Raw genomic sequence first — 15,756 nt, 5'->3', positions numbered from 1 at the left:
GACGGGCTGGGGACGGTCGTCAGGCGGCGGGGCGCGCCGGGGATGACGCGGCCGGCCGACTCCGGGGCGTCGGCCGGCAGAGGTGCTCGAGGGTTCGGTCAGGGTCGTCCGAACGGACGACGGTCAGAAGAAATCGTCCTCACCGTCATCGGGAACTCGGACAAACCGTTCGAGCATTTCCGCTTCGGTTTCCCATTCGGGATACTTGACCAAGATCGAACTGGTTACAATTCCGATGACGAGGCCAACTCCGAACACCCAGAGGTCTGCTGAGAACCATCCGAGCACAGCAATGGCGCCGGCCGCCGTGAGCGCGCCCTGGCCGACCACCGTCGCCCATCCCGCGACGTAGTCGTTGTCACGCCGCCGGGCGATGAAGTCCACCCCGCCACACGCGAGGCCGATCACCGCCACCGGAATGAAGGCCGCGTGGAGATCGGCCACACCCGCCAGGTCGGCGAGGGTCGCCAGCGCGGCCAAGACGATCGCCACGATCGAGGCGATCATCGTGCCGATGCCGAGCAGCAACAGCTTGGTCTGCCGAACCGCCATCGAGGTGTAGGCCTCGACGGCGGCGTTCTCGGCGTTCACCAAATCGTCTCTGTATTCCATGTACACCTCTCGCCTGACGTCCCGAGGGCCCGGTCACTGACACGGTAGGTGTCCGAGCAAGGACTTCCGTGACGAGATGATCCGGGAGAACTCGGCGCTCGGCAAACGGAGCGGTTCGTTTCTGCGGTTACGACATTCAATGTCGGTTTCGGTCCACAGGGCAAGAGGTCCGGAGCAATCTAGTACGCGGTACAACGTGTTTTTAAGGCGATTGTGGCGGTTATGTCCGAATGATTTTTCCTCCGGATGGGCGATGGCCGGCCGCCGATCGGCCGATGCGGGCTCGGTCGGCCCGGCCCGCGCCACCGAGCCTAGCTGCCTCCGTTGATCTTGGAGTTGTTCGGCAATTGCGGCCCGGTTCGCCCGATTGATACCCGAACTAGTCCAAGATCAACAACGTGGTGGAAGGACGACGGTGCCCTCGGACGCGACGACGCCCGCCGGGCGGACCGTGGGGTCCACCGGCGGGCGCCGGGTGCGGCCGTTGCGCGGGCCGTCTGGTCGCCGCGAGGGCGTCAGTTCACGTAGTCGGCGAGGTCGTTGAGCAGGGCGGCCTTCGGCTTGGCGCCGACGATCTGCTTGACGACCTGACCACCGGAGTAGACGTTCAGCGCCGGGATCGAGGTGATGCGGTAGCTGGCCGCGATCTCGGGGTTCTCGTCGACGTTGAGCTTGACGATCTCGAGATTGTCCTGCGTGGCGGCGATCTCCTCGAGAACCGGGGCGATCATGCGGCACGGCCCGCACCACTCGGCCCAGAAGTCGACAAGTACGGGCTTGTCGCTGTTGAGGACCTTCTCGTCGAAGTCGGCGCTGGTGACGTGCTGGATGTTGCCCATGGGGACTCCTTGATGGTGGGCGCTTCTATGGTGACGGAGCTCGGCGTCAGCGGACGGCGAGCTCGGGCTTGGCAGCGTGGTCGGCGGCCTCGAGGTCGGCGAGGTAGCGCTCAGCGTCGAGAGCGGCCTGGCAACCGGTGCCGGCCGCCGTGACGGCCTGGCGGTAGATGTGGTCGACGACGTCGCCGGCGGCGAAGACGCCGGCCAGCTCGGTCTTCGTGGTCGGTGCGTCGACCAGCACGTAGCCCTCGTCGTCGAGTCGGAGCTGGCCCTTGAACAGCTCCGAGCGGGGGTCGTGCCCGATGGCGATGAACAGGCCGGTGACGGCGAGCTCGCGCTCGGCACCGGTGACGGTGTCGCGCAGCCGCAGGCCACTCACCTTGTCGTCGCCGAGGACGTCGACCACCTCGGTGTTCCACACGAACTCGATCTTGTCGTTGGTCAAGGCCCGCTCCTGCATGACCTTCGACGCGCGCAGCGTGTCGCGGCGGTGGATCACGTAGACCTTCCGCGCGAACCGCGTGAGGAACGTGGCCTCCTCCATGGCGGAGTCGCCACCGCCGACGACGGCGATGTCCTGGTCGCGGAAGAAGAACCCGTCACACGTGGCACACCACGACACGCCGTGCCCGGACAGCCGCTTCTCGTTCGTCAGGCCCAGCTCGCGGTAGCGCGAACCGGTGGCGATGATGACGGCGCGAGCGCGGTGGACGTTGCCCTCGCTGTCGGTGACCGACTTCACCGTGCCGGTGAGGTCGGCCTCGACGACGTCGCGAGTGAGGATCTGCGCACCGAACCGCTCGGCCTGAGCGCGCATCTCCTCCATCAGCGCCGGGCCCAGGATGCCGTCGCGGAAGCCGGGGTAGTTCTCGACCTCGGTGGTGTTCATGAGCGCGCCGCCCCAGCTGACCTCGCCCTCGATGAGCAGCGGTTCGAGACGCGCCCGGGCAGCGTACACAGCGGCCGTATAGCCGGCCGGCCCGGAACCGATGATGATCAGGTCACGGATGTCTGTCACGCCTGTGCCTTCCGTAGCATTCGCGTTGGTTCATCTGCCCCAACGGATCCTAGGCGGTCGGCATTCCCGACGGGGCGGTTCACTCCGCCTTCGGCACGTCAACGTGCGGCACGATCTCTCCGGCATCGACCGAGTTGCAGGTGTCGATGAGCCAGCCCTGGTAGGTCGTGTCGGCATCGAGGACGACGACGACCCCTGCGAAGTCATACGCGGAGCCGACCAGCGGCAGCCCCTGCTGCTCGGCGAGCTTCTCGCCGCACGTGTCATTGACGGCTGTGCGCTGGCGGATCACGTTCTGCGCGCTGGCGGTCAGCTCCGCGGCGTCGACGTCGGCACCGTCAGTGGACGTGTAGGCCTCCTCGCCTGGCCCGGTCGGTGACTCCGACGTGGTGTCCTGCAGCGTCGTGTCCGGGGCGCCTAGCCGGGAGCCTTCAAGGGACGGGCCGAGCCCCGGCGCGGCGTCTTCGGTTTGGGCCTGGGCACCGGCCGCGGCCTCGTCGGCGGCGGTGTCGCTGCCCGAGTCGTCGCCGCCGCCTTCGACGGCGACGTAGCCGGCCAGGCCGAGGACGGCGACGCTGGCGGCGGCCGCGAGTCCCTGGGGCAGCCGGCGCCGGAACCAGGCGACGGTTCCGCCCTCGGCACCCGCAGCCGGCCCCTCGGCCCCGTTACCAACACTGGAACTGCCCGCGCGCTCGGCCGCGAGCGCATGCGAGATGCGCGCCGCCACGAACTCGGGGACCGGCAGCTCGGGCGGCAGCGCGCGCAGCGCGACGGTGACCTGGGCCAACTCGTCGAGGGTGGCCCGGCAGGTGAGGCACTGATCGACGTGGGCCTGGACCTCGCGGGCCTGGGCGTCGTCGAGGACGCCTTCGGCGAGGCCGGCCAGCACGTGCGTGGGCGGATGGGCGCCGGCAGTGGTCACCGATGCTCACCTCCTGTTCCACGCGACGTCTCAGATGGGACGTCGGCACCGGCGCCTTGGTTCCCCGTCGCATTGCCCGTGGTGCTCAACCGGCCGGGGGCCAGCAGTGGCACCAGTTTGGCGCGGGCCCGGGCACAGCGGCTCTTGACGGTGCCGACCGGCAGCCCGAGCAGCTCGGCCGCCTCCGCCACTGGAAAGCCCTCGACGTCGACGAGGATCAGCGGCAGGCGCTGGTCGGCGGGGAGCGAGGCGAGCGCCTGCTCGAGGTCGACGCGCAGCGCGGTCCGCTCTGCGGGGTCGCTGGACGGTTGCGTGGCCGGCGCGACGCCGGGGATCTCGGTGCCGTCGAAGGCGACGGGGTCGGCGGGCCGGGCGGCGGCGTGCCGGACGCGGTCGAGGCAGGCGTTGACGACGATGCGGTGCAGCCAGGTGGTGACCGCGGACTCCGACCGGAACGACGCGGCCCGCCGGAACGCGTTGATCATCGCGTCCTGCAGGGCGTCGGCGGCGTCGTGCGGGTCGCCGAGGGTGCGCAGCGCGACCGCCCACATGCGGTCCTGATGGCGTTTGACCAGCTCCCCGAAGGCATCGGGATCGCCGTCGACGTGCAGGCGCAGGAGCTCTTCGTCGGGCACCCGGGAACCGGGCGCGGACAGCGTCACCCGAGCACCTCCGCTTCGGCTATTCCGCTCCGGTAGTTGCCGTCATCGGCAAGAGGCAACTGAGTGAACCACACGAGGAGATACCGAGTGGTCACCGCCTCGTCAAGTGTGCGCGTGACATTCTGCTCAGCGTCCTCGACGGTGTCGACCGCGGTCCAGCCGTCGAGATCGGCCGGCGCCTGGGTGGCGTCCTCGGGAGCGACCCGCAGCTCGACGCTCGCGCCGGCGTTCATCAACGCCAGCCGCACCTCGCGCACCGGCACCGCCTGCCCGAGGTCGAGGTAGACGCCGACGCCGTCCTTCTGGTCCTCGAGCGGGTCGTAGTAGTTGACGGTGGTCCACGTGCTCTCGCGGTCGCCGTCGATGACGTTGTCGACGTCGCTCGGGTTCTCCTCGCCGTTCCCGGCGGGGTCGTAGTCGGTGGCGGCGGTGGCCGCGATCGCGGTCGGTTCCGTCGCCGGGCTCTCCTCGGCCGGAGTGGTGCCGGTGACGCCCGGCGCGGACGCCGACGGGGACTCGTCGTCGCCGGCGTCGTCGATGGCACCGAGCAGCAGTTGCAGCCCGACCAACGTGGCGCCGACCAGCAGCAGCATCGCCGCCATGACGCCGAGCAGGCGGGCGGTGCGGCCGGACTTCCGCCGTTCGCGCAGCTGCTCGACCCGGCTCGACGGCGGCGCCTCGCCGGGCTCGTCCAGCAGGGCAGGCGGTGCGGCGACGACCGCTTCGTCGGCGACGACGGCGCGGTGGTGGTTCCGCGCGCCGTTGGCCAGCTCCGTCGCCACCTCCAACGGGGTGAGCAGCGGCGTCGCGTGGTGCCGGCGGGCGTGCCCGATGGCGCGGTCGGTGACGGCGTCCAGCTGCCGCGGCACCCCGGGCCGGACCTGACGGGGCGAAGCGAGCCGGCCGTCGATGAGCGGCGCCTCCGGCAGTCCGCCGGGCGTGCCGACGGGCCAGCGAGCGGTCAGCGCGGCGTAGAGCACGCCGCCGATGCCGATGGCGTCGAGTTCGGCGGGGTGCGGGTGGGACGGGTCCGTGGGCGCGCACGGCGTCTGGGCCGGTCCGCGCAGCGCGTACTCCGTCTCCAGCCCGGCGATCTTCACCGAGCCGTCGGTTGTGACGAACACCAGCGTGGGGTCGAGATGCCGGTGTGCCAGCCCCTGCGCGTGCGCCGTGGCCATGGCCTCGGCGACCTCGCGCCCGACGGCGGCCGCCTGCTCGGGGTGGAAGGCGCCGGCGTTGGCGAGCAGCGCGGCCAGGCTCTGCCCCGGCGTCCACTCGCGCACGACGTAGGCGACGTCGGCGTCGCTGCCGACATCGAGGACGCGGAGGAACCGCGGGTCGGAGACGGTCGACGAGACCCGGGCCGCGGTGGCGAACCCCGGCGCCCGCGGGTCGTCCAGCGCGACGGCCTGGACGAACACGGCCCGCCGCAGGACGTCGTCGACCGCCTGCCAGGACTGAATGCCGTCGGCGTCCTCGAGCAGCCGCTCGAAGCGGTAGCGTCCAGCGACCGTGCGCCGCTGGCCCGGCACCAGCCCGCGGGGACCCGGCGCCGGCTCCGTGGGCGTTCCCGGCGGGGTGCCCGGCAGCGGCTGCACCACCCGGGCGCCGTCGCGGGCCCCGTCCAGACCGATGGCGGCGGCGCCGCCCACGCCTGCGCGGTCGCGATACCCGCCGGCATGGGTGTCGAAGAAGCTCGGCACGCCGGGAAGTGTCTCGTCGAGGAAGAACTCCGACGTCATGTCGGGATCGACGGGACGGCGGAAGATGCTGAGCGTGCCGGTCTCGATCGGGATGTTGTACTCGGCGGTGTCCTCGAGCAGGTCGCCGGCGTCGACGGCGGGAGCGGTCCGGCCGCCGCCGCGCAGCCGCGACAGCACCATCGCGACGGCGGTACGGACCTCGGCCACCCGGAAGGCGTAGGCCAGGCCGACGAATGTCGCGAGGCCCACGCTTCCGCCGAGGACCAGTTCCAGCGCCCGAGCGAGCAGCGACGGCAGCGCGTCGCCGATGCCCAGGCCGGTCCAGCCGCGCCACACCAGCCAGGCCAGCCCGGCCGCGATGGCCGAGTGGATCAGCAGCCGGACGACGTGCTGGACGAGCCGGGCGCCGCCGAGCGCGCCGATGCGCTGCTGCAGCCGGACGGCGCCGACAGTGGCGCCGACGAGGTACGCGAGGCTGTAGCCGCCGGCCAGCGCCATGGTGACGTACTGGTCGCCCGGCGCGAAGATGGCGACCGCGACGGCGCCGACCATGATGACCGCGGACACCCAGATCTGGGTGTAGAACGGCGTCTTGGTGTCCTGCAGGGCGTAGAAGCCGCGCAGCACGAGGTAGTGGACGGTGAACGCGACCAGCCCCGGCATGAGCACGATCAACGTCAGCGCCAGCCGGTCGGTCTGGCCGCCGGCCGACCCGTAGTCGAAGATCATCGCGGTCAGCGGGAACGCGAGCGCCGCCATCAGCGCACCCAGCGGGATGATCACCGCCAGGCACATGCGCAGCGCCGAGACCAGCTTCTCGCGGACCTCGTCGAGGTGGCCGTCGGAGGCGAGGTCGGACAGCCGCGGCAGCAGCGCCGTCGCCAGCGACACCGTGATGATGGAGTGCGGCACCATCATGATCAGCATCGCGTTCGCGTACACCGAGTAACCGGCGCCGGCGTCGCCCGCGCTCACGCTGCTGGCCCCGGACGCGACCTTCACGACCACCAGATACGCGAGCTGGTTGACCACCACGAACGCGACGGTCCACAGGCCCAGCCGCACCGACTCGCCGAGACCCTGGCCGCGCCAGTCGGTGCGGAACCGCAGCGAGAACCCGGTCTTGCGCAGGACCGGGATCAGGATCACGGCCTGGGCCACGACGCCGAGCGTGGAACCGAGCCCCAGGAGGAGCGTCTGCGTGGTGGTGAACGGCTCGAACCCCTGGGTCCCGTAGACGAAGAGGAACACGCCGAACACGGCGATCGAGACGACGTTGTTGAGGATCGGCGACCACATCATCGGGCCGAACCGGCCCTTGGCGTTGAGCATCTGGCCGATCAGCACGTACAGCCCGTAGAAGAAGATCTGCGGCAGGCAGAACCGGGCGAACATCACCATGTTGTCGAAGTACGGCCGCATGTCCGGATCGAGGAAGCGGTCGTCGACGATCAATTGCATGAGCCAGGGCGCGGCCAGCACCGCGATCCCCGTCGCGAGCGCCAGCACCGTCACGGCCAGGCTGAACAGCCGCTGCGAGAACGCCTCGCCGCCGTCGGCGTCGTTCTTGATGGCCCGGACCAGCACCGGGACGAGGACGGAGTTGAGCACGCCGCCGCCGACCAGGATGTAGATCATGTTCGGCAGCACGTTCGGCACGTTGAACACGTCGGCCGTCGCCGCGGTCAGGCCGATGGCGGCCGCGATGACGGCCGCGCGCGCGAAGCCGGTGAGCCGCGAGACCACGGTCCCGGCGGCCATGATGGCGCTGGAGCCCAGCAGGCCGGAGCTGCGGGGCGGCTCTTGCGTCGCCGTCACCGCGCCGCCTCCTGGGTCGGCCTCGCCTCCGCGGGCAACTCGTCGAGGACGCCCCCGGCGGACGGTGCGGACGGTGCGGGCGGCTCGGGCGGCTCGGAGCCGCGACGGGGCCGCCGACGCGGCCGGCGGTTGCGCAGCGTCCGGCGGACGATCGCGCCCAGGAACAGGGCGCCGGCCCCGCCGACGATGACCCAGCCGATGGTGCCGTACTCCGTGGCGTTGACGACGGTGGCCACCGGGTGCCCGATGGGCCGGCCGTCGTCGGTGGTCAGCTGCACCTCGATCGGCACCCGGCCGTTGGCGGCGGCCTGGGCGGTCACCTCGACCAGCTTCTGCTCGCCCGGTCCCATCTCCTGCGTCTCGACCTCGGAGATGCGTAGCCGGTCGGGGTTCTCGGACTGCACCTCGAGCCGGACGTTGACCGCCTCGGGCAGCTCGTTGGTGACGGTGAGCGGGAAGGAGCCGGTCCGGCTGGACAGCGTGACCGACTCGGGCACGTTGATGCTGACCTGCTCGACCCGCCGGGTGAGGCCGTCGCCGATCCCCCGGGCGTAGGAGACCCCGGTGTCGGGACGGTCGCGCCAGCCGGTGGACGCCGAACGGAGCGTGGCGTGGTCGAGCGCTGTGGTCACGTCCTCGGGGTCGGCCAGCAGCGTGGCGTACTGCGTGGCGTCGTCGCGCAGCTGGGCCGTGGCGGCGACGTTGGCTTCGGGTAGGACGGTCGTGCCCTCCGACGGCGCCGCCGAAACCTCGGGCGCGTCGACGGTGTCGATGCGGTCTGTGAGGCCGACCGGCTCGACCCAGGTGCTGGACGTCCAGGCGGCCACCAGACTCTGCGGGATCGGGTCGGCCGGGCGCCAGCGCACCGGCGGCGCGGCGACCAGGAGCGGCGGCTCGGTGTCGTCGCCCGCGGCGGCCAGCGCGACCATGGCGGTTTCGGCGATCCAGCGCTGCTGGAGGTCCGCGGCGCCGGCGGTCGGGTCGTCGTGGGCGGCGGCGTCGGCAATGGCGGAGCTCAGCCCGGCATCGGCGGAGACGACGCGTAGCGTGTGGTCGCCGGCGGTGATCTCGCCGAGCGCGCCGCCCTCGCCGTCCCCACCGCTCCCGCCGTCGTCCTCGGCATCGGCGTCGGCGTCGTCCGTGGGCTGGACCGCGCCGGAGGGCACGACGACGGTCCGGGCGCCGGCGTCGGCCAGCGTCGTCAGGACCTCGTCGGTGACCGAGCCGTCGTCGAGCCAGGCGACGCCGCCGGTCGCTGACGGCAGCCGCTCCGCCGCGGCGTCGGCGGCCGCCAGTGATTGCTGGGTCAACTCCGTGGCCAGCGGTGGGTCGTGCTCCTCGAGGGCGCCGACGTCGGGCAGCGCGTAGGGCATCATCCAGACGTCGTGGTCCTGGGTGACCTCGTCGAAGCGCTCGCGCCAGGCCAGAGCGGCGTCGGCGTTCGCCTGTGTGCCGTCGATGGGGCCCTCGGGCGAGACGACGCGGTAGCCGTCAGCCAGGACCGAGACGGTGTCGAGCAGGTCGGGGTCGACGGCCCAAGTGACGGGGGCGTCGGCGGCGGCCTCCAGGACGGCGGACAGTGGCTGGTCGGCGCCCAGTTGCTCGGCCAGCGTCTCGTCGGTCAGCGTGTCGTCGGGCAGCAGCGCCGGCCGGGCCGCGAGTGGCCAGAGCATGGCGACGGGCACGGCCGGGAGCTCGTCAGGGCTCTCGATCCACGGCACGACGGTGCGGGAGGTGGTGACGCGCTCGCGGTCACCGCTGCCGGGCGGCGACGCGAGGATGTCGATGCCGACCACGTAGACGCCCGACGTGTCGAAGCCGAGCTGCTCGTTGGTGATCGTGACGGTGAACGTCTCGCCCTGACCCGGCTCGAGCGTGTCGGCCACGTCGTCGAGGCCGTCGCCGGGCCGCGACCCCCAGTAGAGCTCCTCGTCGGTACCGATCTCGCGGATCTCGGACCGCGACTCGACCCGGTTGCCACTGAGCCTGATCATCGCCCGCACCTCTTGGAGCGGAGCGTCGCCGGTGTTGCGCACCGTCCCGGTGAGCGTGAGGCCGTCGGAGTCGGGGGTGAGAACGCTGGGCGTGACGCCGGTCAGCGTGCTCGCGGCGCTGATGGGGTCGGGTTCGGGCGCGTTCTCCTCGGCCGCGGCCGTACTCGGCGAGAGCAGCCCCACTGCGATGACGGCGGCGGGTGCGCAGATCGCGGCGAGCGCTCGGAGGCCGGCGGGCCTCATGACCCGTCCTTCCGGGCGCCGCCGGGCTCCGGGACGGTGCTGGCCGTGGTGTCGCCGGGCGAGGCCGGGAGCAGCTCGCGCAGCCGTCGCGCCAGCCGCCGCTCGGACGCGTAGCGCATCCGGCCGGCCAGTTCGTCCAGTGGCACCCACGCCACTTCGCTCACCTCCACGTCGTCGGTGCTCAGGCTCCCACCGGTGGCCTCGAGGAGAAAGTGGTGCACCGTCTTGTGGATCCTCCGATTGTCCGCCACGAACCAGTAGTCGATGTCGCCGACCGGGGCGACGACTCTCGACTGCAGACCAGTTTCCTCCGATACCTCCCGCACCGCAGCTTCCTCGGGCGTTTCACCTGCTTCGACGTGTCCCTTGGGCAGTACCCACTCCAGCCGGCCACGCCGGTCGATGCGGCCGATGAGGGCGACGCTCGACGGGTGCGCGTAGTGGTCGACCACCAGGCCCCCCGCTGAGGTCTCGCGGACGGTGCGCAGCCGCGGCCGGCTCGCCTTCCGCCGTCGCCGCGCCCCCCGACGTCGCCGATGGTGCGGACCGTCGGCTGGCGAGGACGGCGAGCCGGGCATACGTCCAGAGTAGCCGGGATGCGGCCGCAACCTGCGCTGCTGCGGATACGGTGGTCGCCGACCGCGAAGGTCTGACGCCAGTCTCCGATCATGTGGTTGGGATCCCGGGGGTGTCGACCCGTAGGCTGGTCCGTCGTGATCGGAACGAAGGAAGCGGCGACCCACGTGCTCTCGAAGGCCCAGCGGCAGGCAGTGCGGCAGCTCCTGCGCATCGCGCCCGTGGCCGACGAGCTGGGTGCCCGTTTCGAGGCCGCCGGGCACGAGCTGGCGCTGGTCGGCGGCTCGGTCCGCGACGCCCTGCTCGACCGTCTGGGCCAGGACCTCGACTTCACGACGTCCGCCCGCCCCGAGGAGACGAAGCAGCTGCTCGCGGGCTGGGTCGACAGCCTCTGGGACGTCGGGCAGAAGTTCGGCACCATCGGGGGCACCAAGGACGGCTTCCAGATCGAGATCACCACCTACCGCGCCGACAGCTACGACGCCGACAGCCGCAAGCCGGCGGTCGCGTACGGCGAGTCCATCACCGACGACCTCGTGCGCCGTGACTTCACCATCAACGCGATGGCCGTGCTGCTTCCCGGCCGCGAGTTCGTCGACCCGTACGGAGGGCTCACTGACCTCGGCCGGCGGGTCATCCGCACCCCCGGCACGCCTGAGCAGTCGTTCTCCGACGACCCCCTGCGCATGATGCGGGCCGCCCGGTTCGCGTCGCAGCTGGGCTTCGAGGTGGCGCCCGAGGTGGTTGCGGCGATGACCGACATGGCCGGCCGCATCGAGATCGTGTCGGCCGAGCGGGTCCGCGACGAGCTGACGAAGATCCTGGTCTCGCCGTCGCCGCGCACCGGGCTGACGCTGCTGGTCGACACCGGCATCGCCGGCCACGTGCTGCCCGAGCTGCCCGCGCTGCGCCTGGAGATCGACGAGCACCACCGGCACAAGGACGTCTACGAGCACTCGCTCACGGTCCTCGAGCAGGCCATCGAGCTGGAGCGGCGGCTGCCCGGCGGCGCCCCCGACCTCGTCACCCGGATGGCCGCGCTGCTGCACGACATCGGCAAGCCGCGCACCCGCAAGTTCGAGCCCGGAGGCGGGGTGAGCTTCCACCACCACGACGTGGTCGGCGCGAAGCTGGCCCGCAAGCGGCTCACGGCGCTGCGCTACCCGTCCGCCGTCATCGACAGTGTGGCGAAGCTCATCCAGCTGCACCTGCGCTTCCACGGCTACGGCGGCGGCGAGTGGACCGACTCCGCGGTGCGCCGCTACGTCCGCGATGCCGGCGACGAGCTCGAGCGGCTGCACGTGCTGACCAGAGCCGACTGCACGACGCGCAACCGGCGCAAGGCACTGGCCTTGCAGCAGTCGTACGACAGCCTCGAGGACCGCATCTCCCGGCTGGCCGAGGAGGAGGAGTTGGCCGCCATCCGGCCCGACCTCGACGGCAACCAGATCATGCAGATCCTGGGCATCCGTCCGGGGCCGCTGGTCGGGCGTGCGTACAACCACCTGCTCGAGATCCGGCTCGACCGCGGCGTGCTGTCCGAGGACGAAGCGCGCGCGGAGCTGCTGCGGTGGTGGTCCGAGCAGCCGGAGCGCTCGGCGTGAGAGCCGGCCCGGCGGCCGTCGTCGACGCCGTCCTGGTGCTGGTGTTCGTGCTGATCGGCCGCCGCACGCACGACCACCCGCTGGAGCTCGCCGGGCTGGCGACGACGGCGTGGCCGTTCGCGGCCGGCCTGGCCGCTGGATGGGCCGTGACCGTGCTGCGACGGCGGCCGGCGGCGTCGGTGGTCACCGGGGTGACGGTGTGGGTCGCGACGGTGGCCGCGGGCATGCTGCTGCGGGCGGCCTCCGGCCAGGGGACGGCGGCGTCGTTCGTGGTGGTCGCGACCGTGGTGCTCGGCGTGTTCCTGGTCGGCTGGCGCGGCTTGGCCGCTCGCCTCCCCGCCGAACCGGCACCGCCCCGTTGATCTTGGAGTTGTTCGGCCATCTACCGGACATTTCACCCCACGATTGCCGAAGAACTCCAAGATCAACGGGAGTCGGGGCCGAGTCGGGTGGGTGATCCGGCGGCGTCAGGGCAGCGTCGCGAGCAGCTCGTCCTCGGCGGCGAAGTCGTCCATCCGGTCGCCGTAGTACCGCGCCGGTAGCGGGAACGCCTCGCGCCAGGGTCGCTCGGCCAGCCGCTCGCGCAGCCAGGCCGACGTATGGGCGACGGCGTCGGTGTAGGCCACGACCGGCGCGTAGCCGAGCTCCGTCGTGGCCGCCGTCATGTCGACGACGAACGGGCGTGGCACCGACCACGGGGTCCGGCCGACGCCGTTCGCCGGGGCCGGCCCGTCGAGTGGCACCAGGTCCGGCTCGTGGCCGGCGGAGGCGCTGACCGCGCGGACGATCTCGGCGACGGTCGGCGGTTCCGGGTCGCCGGCGTTGAGGATCCGGCTGCCCGGACGCTCGGCCGCGAGCCGGATCAATTCGGCGAGGTTCGGCGCGCTGGTGGTGTGGAACCGGCTCTCGCCGCCGTAGGCCAGCGGGACGCGCGGCCGCCGGGCTAGTGCGCGCAGCAGCGGCCAGACCTCGCGCGGGCTGCTGCTGCCGGGACCGTGGATGGCGCCCGGCCGCAGCACGGTGACCGGCAGCCGGCCGTCGTCGAGCAGGGTGGTCTCGAGCAGCGCCTTCTTCGTCGAGTAGGTGGCCGGGCCTGGTGGCAGCGTCGCCTGGGTCTCCGGGACCGGCCCGGCGAACCGCGGGAAGTCGTCCGGCCCGGTCGCTGCGTCGAGCGTTCGGCCGTCGTCGTCGGCGTACACCGAGGCGCTGGAGACGACGATCAGCGAGCCGACGTCGCCGGCAAGGTCCAGCAGCTGCCGCGCGTCGGCGTCGTCGTAGGCGATCGTGTCGATGAGCACGTCCGCCCCGCCCGCCTCGCGCACGAGGGAGGCGAGGTCGGCGCGGTCGGCCCGCCGCTCGACGAGACCGCGCGCGGCCCAGCCGGTCGGCTGCGGCGTGCTGCCGCGGTGTACGGCGGTGACGGCCCAGCCGTGATCGAGCAGGGACTCCACGGCGGCCCGGCCGATCTGACCGGTGCCGCCGACGACGATCGCGTGAGGACTCATGGCGCCCGACGGTAGCCAGCCGGCCTGGCGCCCGTCACGGCTCCTTCGCTGACGGCAGAGGTCACTCGACCGGTTGCAGCGCGGCCGTCACCCGGACCACGCCGGCGCCGTACTGCTGGTCCAGCCGCGCCTGCAGACCGTCGTCGACGAACACGTCGACCGTGACGGCGCCGGTGGTCGGGTCGGTACCGGCGCCGCTGGCCAGCTCGCCCAGTTCAGCGAGCACCTCCTCCTGGATCGCCAGCAGGTCCTGCTCGGTGTGCTCGGCCGCGCTGACGCACAGGGCGCCGCCCCAGACGGCGCGCAGGTCGGCCTCGTGCCGCTCGAGGTCGCCGGTGAACCGGGCGTTGAGCACGAGTTTGGTGGGGTCGTTCATGGCGCCCTCGTCCGGCGTCGGTTCGGTGCTCGCGGGGTTGATCGACTGGTCGACCCACACACCGGCGAAGTCGGGTTCGCTCGCCGCGAGCGCCGTGGCAGCGTCGAGCGCCGCCTGCGTGGCGGTGGCGGGATCGACGACGGCCCAGCCGCCGGCCGGAGGCTCGCACGGCGAGGTGAAGTCGGGCAGGGCGTCGTCGGGGACCATGGGCGAGGTGGCCGCGCCGGGCAGCGGCGCCTCGGTGAGGGTGAGTGCGGTTCCGTCCCAGGTGCCGGTAACGGAGTAGAAGCCCCAGGTGACGCCGTCGACCGTCTCCGCGTCCGGTGTCTCGTCCCAGTTCCAGCCGAGGACGTCGGGACCGCCACACTGCGGCGGATAGGACTCCATGACCACGCTGCACAGCTGCGGGCCGTGCTCGGCACTCTCCAGCACGGTGAAGAACCCCGTGTAGACCTGACCGGGGTCGGCGGACGACGGGGCGTCCGACGGCGAGGCGCTGATGGGCGCCTCCTCGTCGCCGCAAGCGGCGAGCAACAGGGCCGCGACCGGCGCGGCGACGATCCACCCGAAGTGACGCATGCCACTTGGACGGCGGCGAGGGCCACGGCGTTCCGGCGGCCGGCTCACTCCACCGGCTGCAGCAGCGCCTCGACCCGCACCACGCCTGGCCCGTACGCGGCGTCGAGTTGCTCCTGCAGGCCGTCGTCGACGATCACCTGAATCCACGCCGCGTTGGCCGGCGTCTCCACCGTCCAGGCGAGCGCGTCGTGTTCGGCCGCGACCTCGGCGGCGATGGCCTCCATCTCCTGCTCGCTCCGCTCGCCTTGGCTCACGCAGATGGCGCCGCCGTACAGGCTCCGCAGTGCGGCTTCGTGGGTGGCGAGGTCGCCGGTGAACCGGAAGTTCACGATGATCTCCGCCGGCGCCGTCGCCGACCTGTCCTCGGGGGCGACGTGGCGGTCCAGCCAGGAGTCGACGTAGCCGGGCGCGGCCAGGGCGTAGGCGTGGGCGCGCTGGAAGTCGGCGGCATGCGTCAACGTGCCGTCGGCGATGGCCCAGCCGCCGGGCGGGGTGGGGCAGGAGGTGTCGAAGCGCTGGTTCAGGTCCTCCGGCGGCCCGGGCGGCGGCGGTGGCTCGGGCGGCGCCGTGCGGGTGCCGGGCCGTCGTGACGCAGAGCGCGCCGCCCCAGACCGCGCGCAGGTCTGCCTCGCGCGCAGCGAGCTCGCCGGTGAAGCTGACGTTGAGGATCGCCGCCGCCGCGGCCGCTGACGGCGGGGCGTCCGGCGGCTGCTCCACCTCGCGGTCGACCCACAGGCCGCCGTAGCCGGGCAGACCCTCGGCATAGCGGACGACGGCGTCGAGTGCCTCCGTGCTCGCGGTGGCGGCGTCGACCAGCACCCAGCCGCCCGCCGGCGCCGGGCAGGGCGTGTCGAGCCGGACGGTGAGGTCGGGCTTCTCGTCGCCGAGGCCGGGCGGCTCGGGCGGGCCGGCCGGCTCGGTCAGCGTGAACTCGGTGCCGTCGAACGTCCCGGTGACGGTGTAGTCGCCCCAGCTGACGCCGTCGAGCGTCTCGTGCTCGACGGCGGCCCAGTCCCAGTTCGGGATGTCCGGCCCGCCGCACTGCGGCGGGTTGCTCGCGAGCGCGCCGGCGGGACACAGCTGCGGGCCGTGCTCGGCGTTCTCGAGCACGGTGAACGAGCCCGTGTAGCGCTGCTCCACGTCGGTCGCGGAACCACCGCCGGGCTCGGCGTCCGCGGCCGTGCACGCCGTCAGCGTGACGACGAGCCCAGCCAGCCACCCCCTGTGACGCATGTCACTAGGACGGATCGTGCGGGCTGGAGGTTCCAGGAGGAACCGGACAATGGGCCGCCGGCTGACGGCACG

The 15,756-nt window shown here is 72.3% G+C and carries 14 protein-coding genes; 3 read left to right on the top strand and 11 right to left on the bottom strand.

Annotated features, from left to right (window positions below; genetic code table 11):
• Positions 1 to 123 precede the first annotated feature (123 nt).
• The 8 genes from E1262_RS02700 to E1262_RS02665 form a co-directional block, all read right to left on the bottom strand.
• Positions 124 to 612: a hypothetical protein gene (locus E1262_RS02700; RefSeq protein ID WP_132101512.1), complete on the bottom strand. Its 489-nt coding sequence runs from the start codon at positions 610 to 612 to the stop codon at positions 124 to 126.
• A gap of 515 nt (positions 613 to 1,127) precedes the next feature.
• Entirely contained in the window at positions 1,128 to 1,451 is a 324-nt protein-coding gene (trxA, locus tag E1262_RS02695; RefSeq protein ID WP_132101511.1) for a thioredoxin, read from the bottom strand.
• A gap of 46 nt (positions 1,452 to 1,497) precedes the next feature.
• Positions 1,498 to 2,469 (bottom strand): thioredoxin-disulfide reductase, encoded by a 972-nt coding sequence (gene trxB / locus E1262_RS02690; protein ID WP_132101510.1) that lies wholly within the window; start codon positions 2,467 to 2,469, stop codon positions 1,498 to 1,500.
• Between the two features lie 79 nt (positions 2,470 to 2,548).
• Positions 2,549 to 3,391 carry an anti-sigma factor family protein gene (locus E1262_RS02685; RefSeq protein ID WP_132101509.1) on the bottom strand — a complete coding sequence of 281 codons (843 nt, stop codon included), beginning with the start codon at positions 3,389 to 3,391 and terminating at the stop codon, positions 2,549 to 2,551.
• The gene (sigM, locus tag E1262_RS02680; RefSeq protein ID WP_238992800.1) at positions 3,388 to 4,053 is read right to left on the bottom strand and encodes an RNA polymerase sigma factor SigM; all 666 of its coding nucleotides are present in this window, start codon (positions 4,051 to 4,053) and stop codon (positions 3,388 to 3,390) included. Before sigM ends, E1262_RS02685 begins: the two co-directional genes overlap by 4 nt.
• Entirely contained in the window at positions 4,050 to 7,574 is a 3,525-nt protein-coding gene (murJ, locus tag E1262_RS02675; RefSeq protein ID WP_132101508.1) for a murein biosynthesis integral membrane protein MurJ, read from the bottom strand. Before murJ ends, sigM begins: the two co-directional genes overlap by 4 nt.
• Complete coding sequence (locus tag E1262_RS02670; protein WP_132101507.1) at positions 7,571 to 9,811, bottom strand: DUF6049 family protein; 2,241 nt, start codon at positions 9,809 to 9,811, stop codon at positions 7,571 to 7,573. The genes murJ and E1262_RS02670 overlap by 4 nt, the downstream gene beginning before the upstream one ends.
• Entirely contained in the window at positions 9,808 to 10,263 is a 456-nt protein-coding gene (locus E1262_RS02665) for an NUDIX hydrolase (RefSeq protein ID WP_238992799.1), read from the bottom strand. Before E1262_RS02665 ends, E1262_RS02670 begins: the two co-directional genes overlap by 4 nt.
• A 216-nt stretch (positions 10,264 to 10,479) precedes the next feature.
• Between E1262_RS02665 and E1262_RS02660 the strand changes: the two genes are divergently transcribed.
• Entirely contained in the window at positions 10,480 to 11,991 is a 1,512-nt protein-coding gene (locus tag E1262_RS02660) for a CCA tRNA nucleotidyltransferase (RefSeq protein WP_132101505.1), read from the top strand.
• Positions 11,988 to 12,353, top strand: a complete 366-nt coding sequence (locus E1262_RS02655) for a DUF3054 domain-containing protein (RefSeq protein WP_132101504.1) — start codon at positions 11,988 to 11,990, stop codon at positions 12,351 to 12,353. The genes E1262_RS02660 and E1262_RS02655 overlap by 4 nt, the downstream gene beginning before the upstream one ends.
• Before the next feature lie 105 nt (positions 12,354 to 12,458).
• Here the strand turns inward: E1262_RS02655 and E1262_RS02650 are convergent, their stop codons facing one another.
• From E1262_RS02650 to E1262_RS02640, 3 genes are all read right to left on the bottom strand, one after another.
• Positions 12,459 to 13,496, bottom strand: coding sequence for an NAD-dependent epimerase/dehydratase family protein (locus E1262_RS02650; RefSeq protein WP_132101503.1), 1,038 nt, complete (start codon positions 13,494 to 13,496; stop codon positions 12,459 to 12,461).
• Between the two features lie 61 nt (positions 13,497 to 13,557).
• Complete coding sequence (locus E1262_RS30140) at positions 13,558 to 14,451, bottom strand: hypothetical protein (protein WP_162605740.1); 894 nt, start codon at positions 14,449 to 14,451, stop codon at positions 13,558 to 13,560.
• A 44-nt stretch (positions 14,452 to 14,495) separates the two neighbouring features.
• Positions 14,496 to 14,909, bottom strand: coding sequence for a hypothetical protein (locus E1262_RS02640; protein ID WP_132101502.1), 414 nt, complete (start codon positions 14,907 to 14,909; stop codon positions 14,496 to 14,498).
• A gap of 332 nt (positions 14,910 to 15,241) precedes the next feature.
• Between E1262_RS02640 and E1262_RS30135 the strand changes: the two genes are divergently transcribed.
• A complete protein-coding gene (locus tag E1262_RS30135) occupies positions 15,242 to 15,415 on the top strand; it encodes a hypothetical protein (RefSeq protein ID WP_162605739.1) in 174 nt (57 codons plus the stop codon).
• The last annotated feature ends 341 nt before the right edge of the window (positions 15,416 to 15,756 follow it).

This window comes from Jiangella aurantiaca (assembly GCF_004349105.1).
Taxonomy (GTDB): Bacteria; Actinomycetota; Actinomycetes; order Jiangellales; family Jiangellaceae; genus Jiangella; species Jiangella aurantiaca.
The sequence above is the reverse complement of the archived record's forward strand: the minus strand, read 5'-3'. Positions and strand labels throughout refer to the sequence as shown.

Excerpts from the sequence above, each read along its gene's own strand:
- E1262_RS02700 (WP_132101512.1), bottom strand. The coding sequence starts at position 612 with ATGGAATACAGAGACGATTTGGTGAACGCCGAGAACGCCGCCGTCGAG.
- trxA (WP_132101511.1), bottom strand. The coding sequence starts at position 1,451 with ATGGGCAACATCCAGCACGTCACCAGCGCCGACTTCGACGAGAAGGTC.
- E1262_RS02670 (WP_132101507.1), bottom strand. The coding sequence starts at position 9,811 with ATGAGGCCCGCCGGCCTCCGAGCGCTCGCCGCGATCTGCGCACCCGCC.
- E1262_RS02660 (WP_132101505.1), top strand. The coding sequence starts at position 10,480 with ATGTGGTTGGGATCCCGGGGGTGTCGACCCGTAGGCTGGTCCGTCGTG.
- E1262_RS02650 (WP_132101503.1), bottom strand. The coding sequence starts at position 13,496 with ATGAGTCCTCACGCGATCGTCGTCGGCGGCACCGGTCAGATCGGCCGG.
- E1262_RS30140 (WP_162605740.1), bottom strand. The coding sequence starts at position 14,451 with ATGCGTCACTTCGGGTGGATCGTCGCCGCGCCGGTCGCGGCCCTGTTG.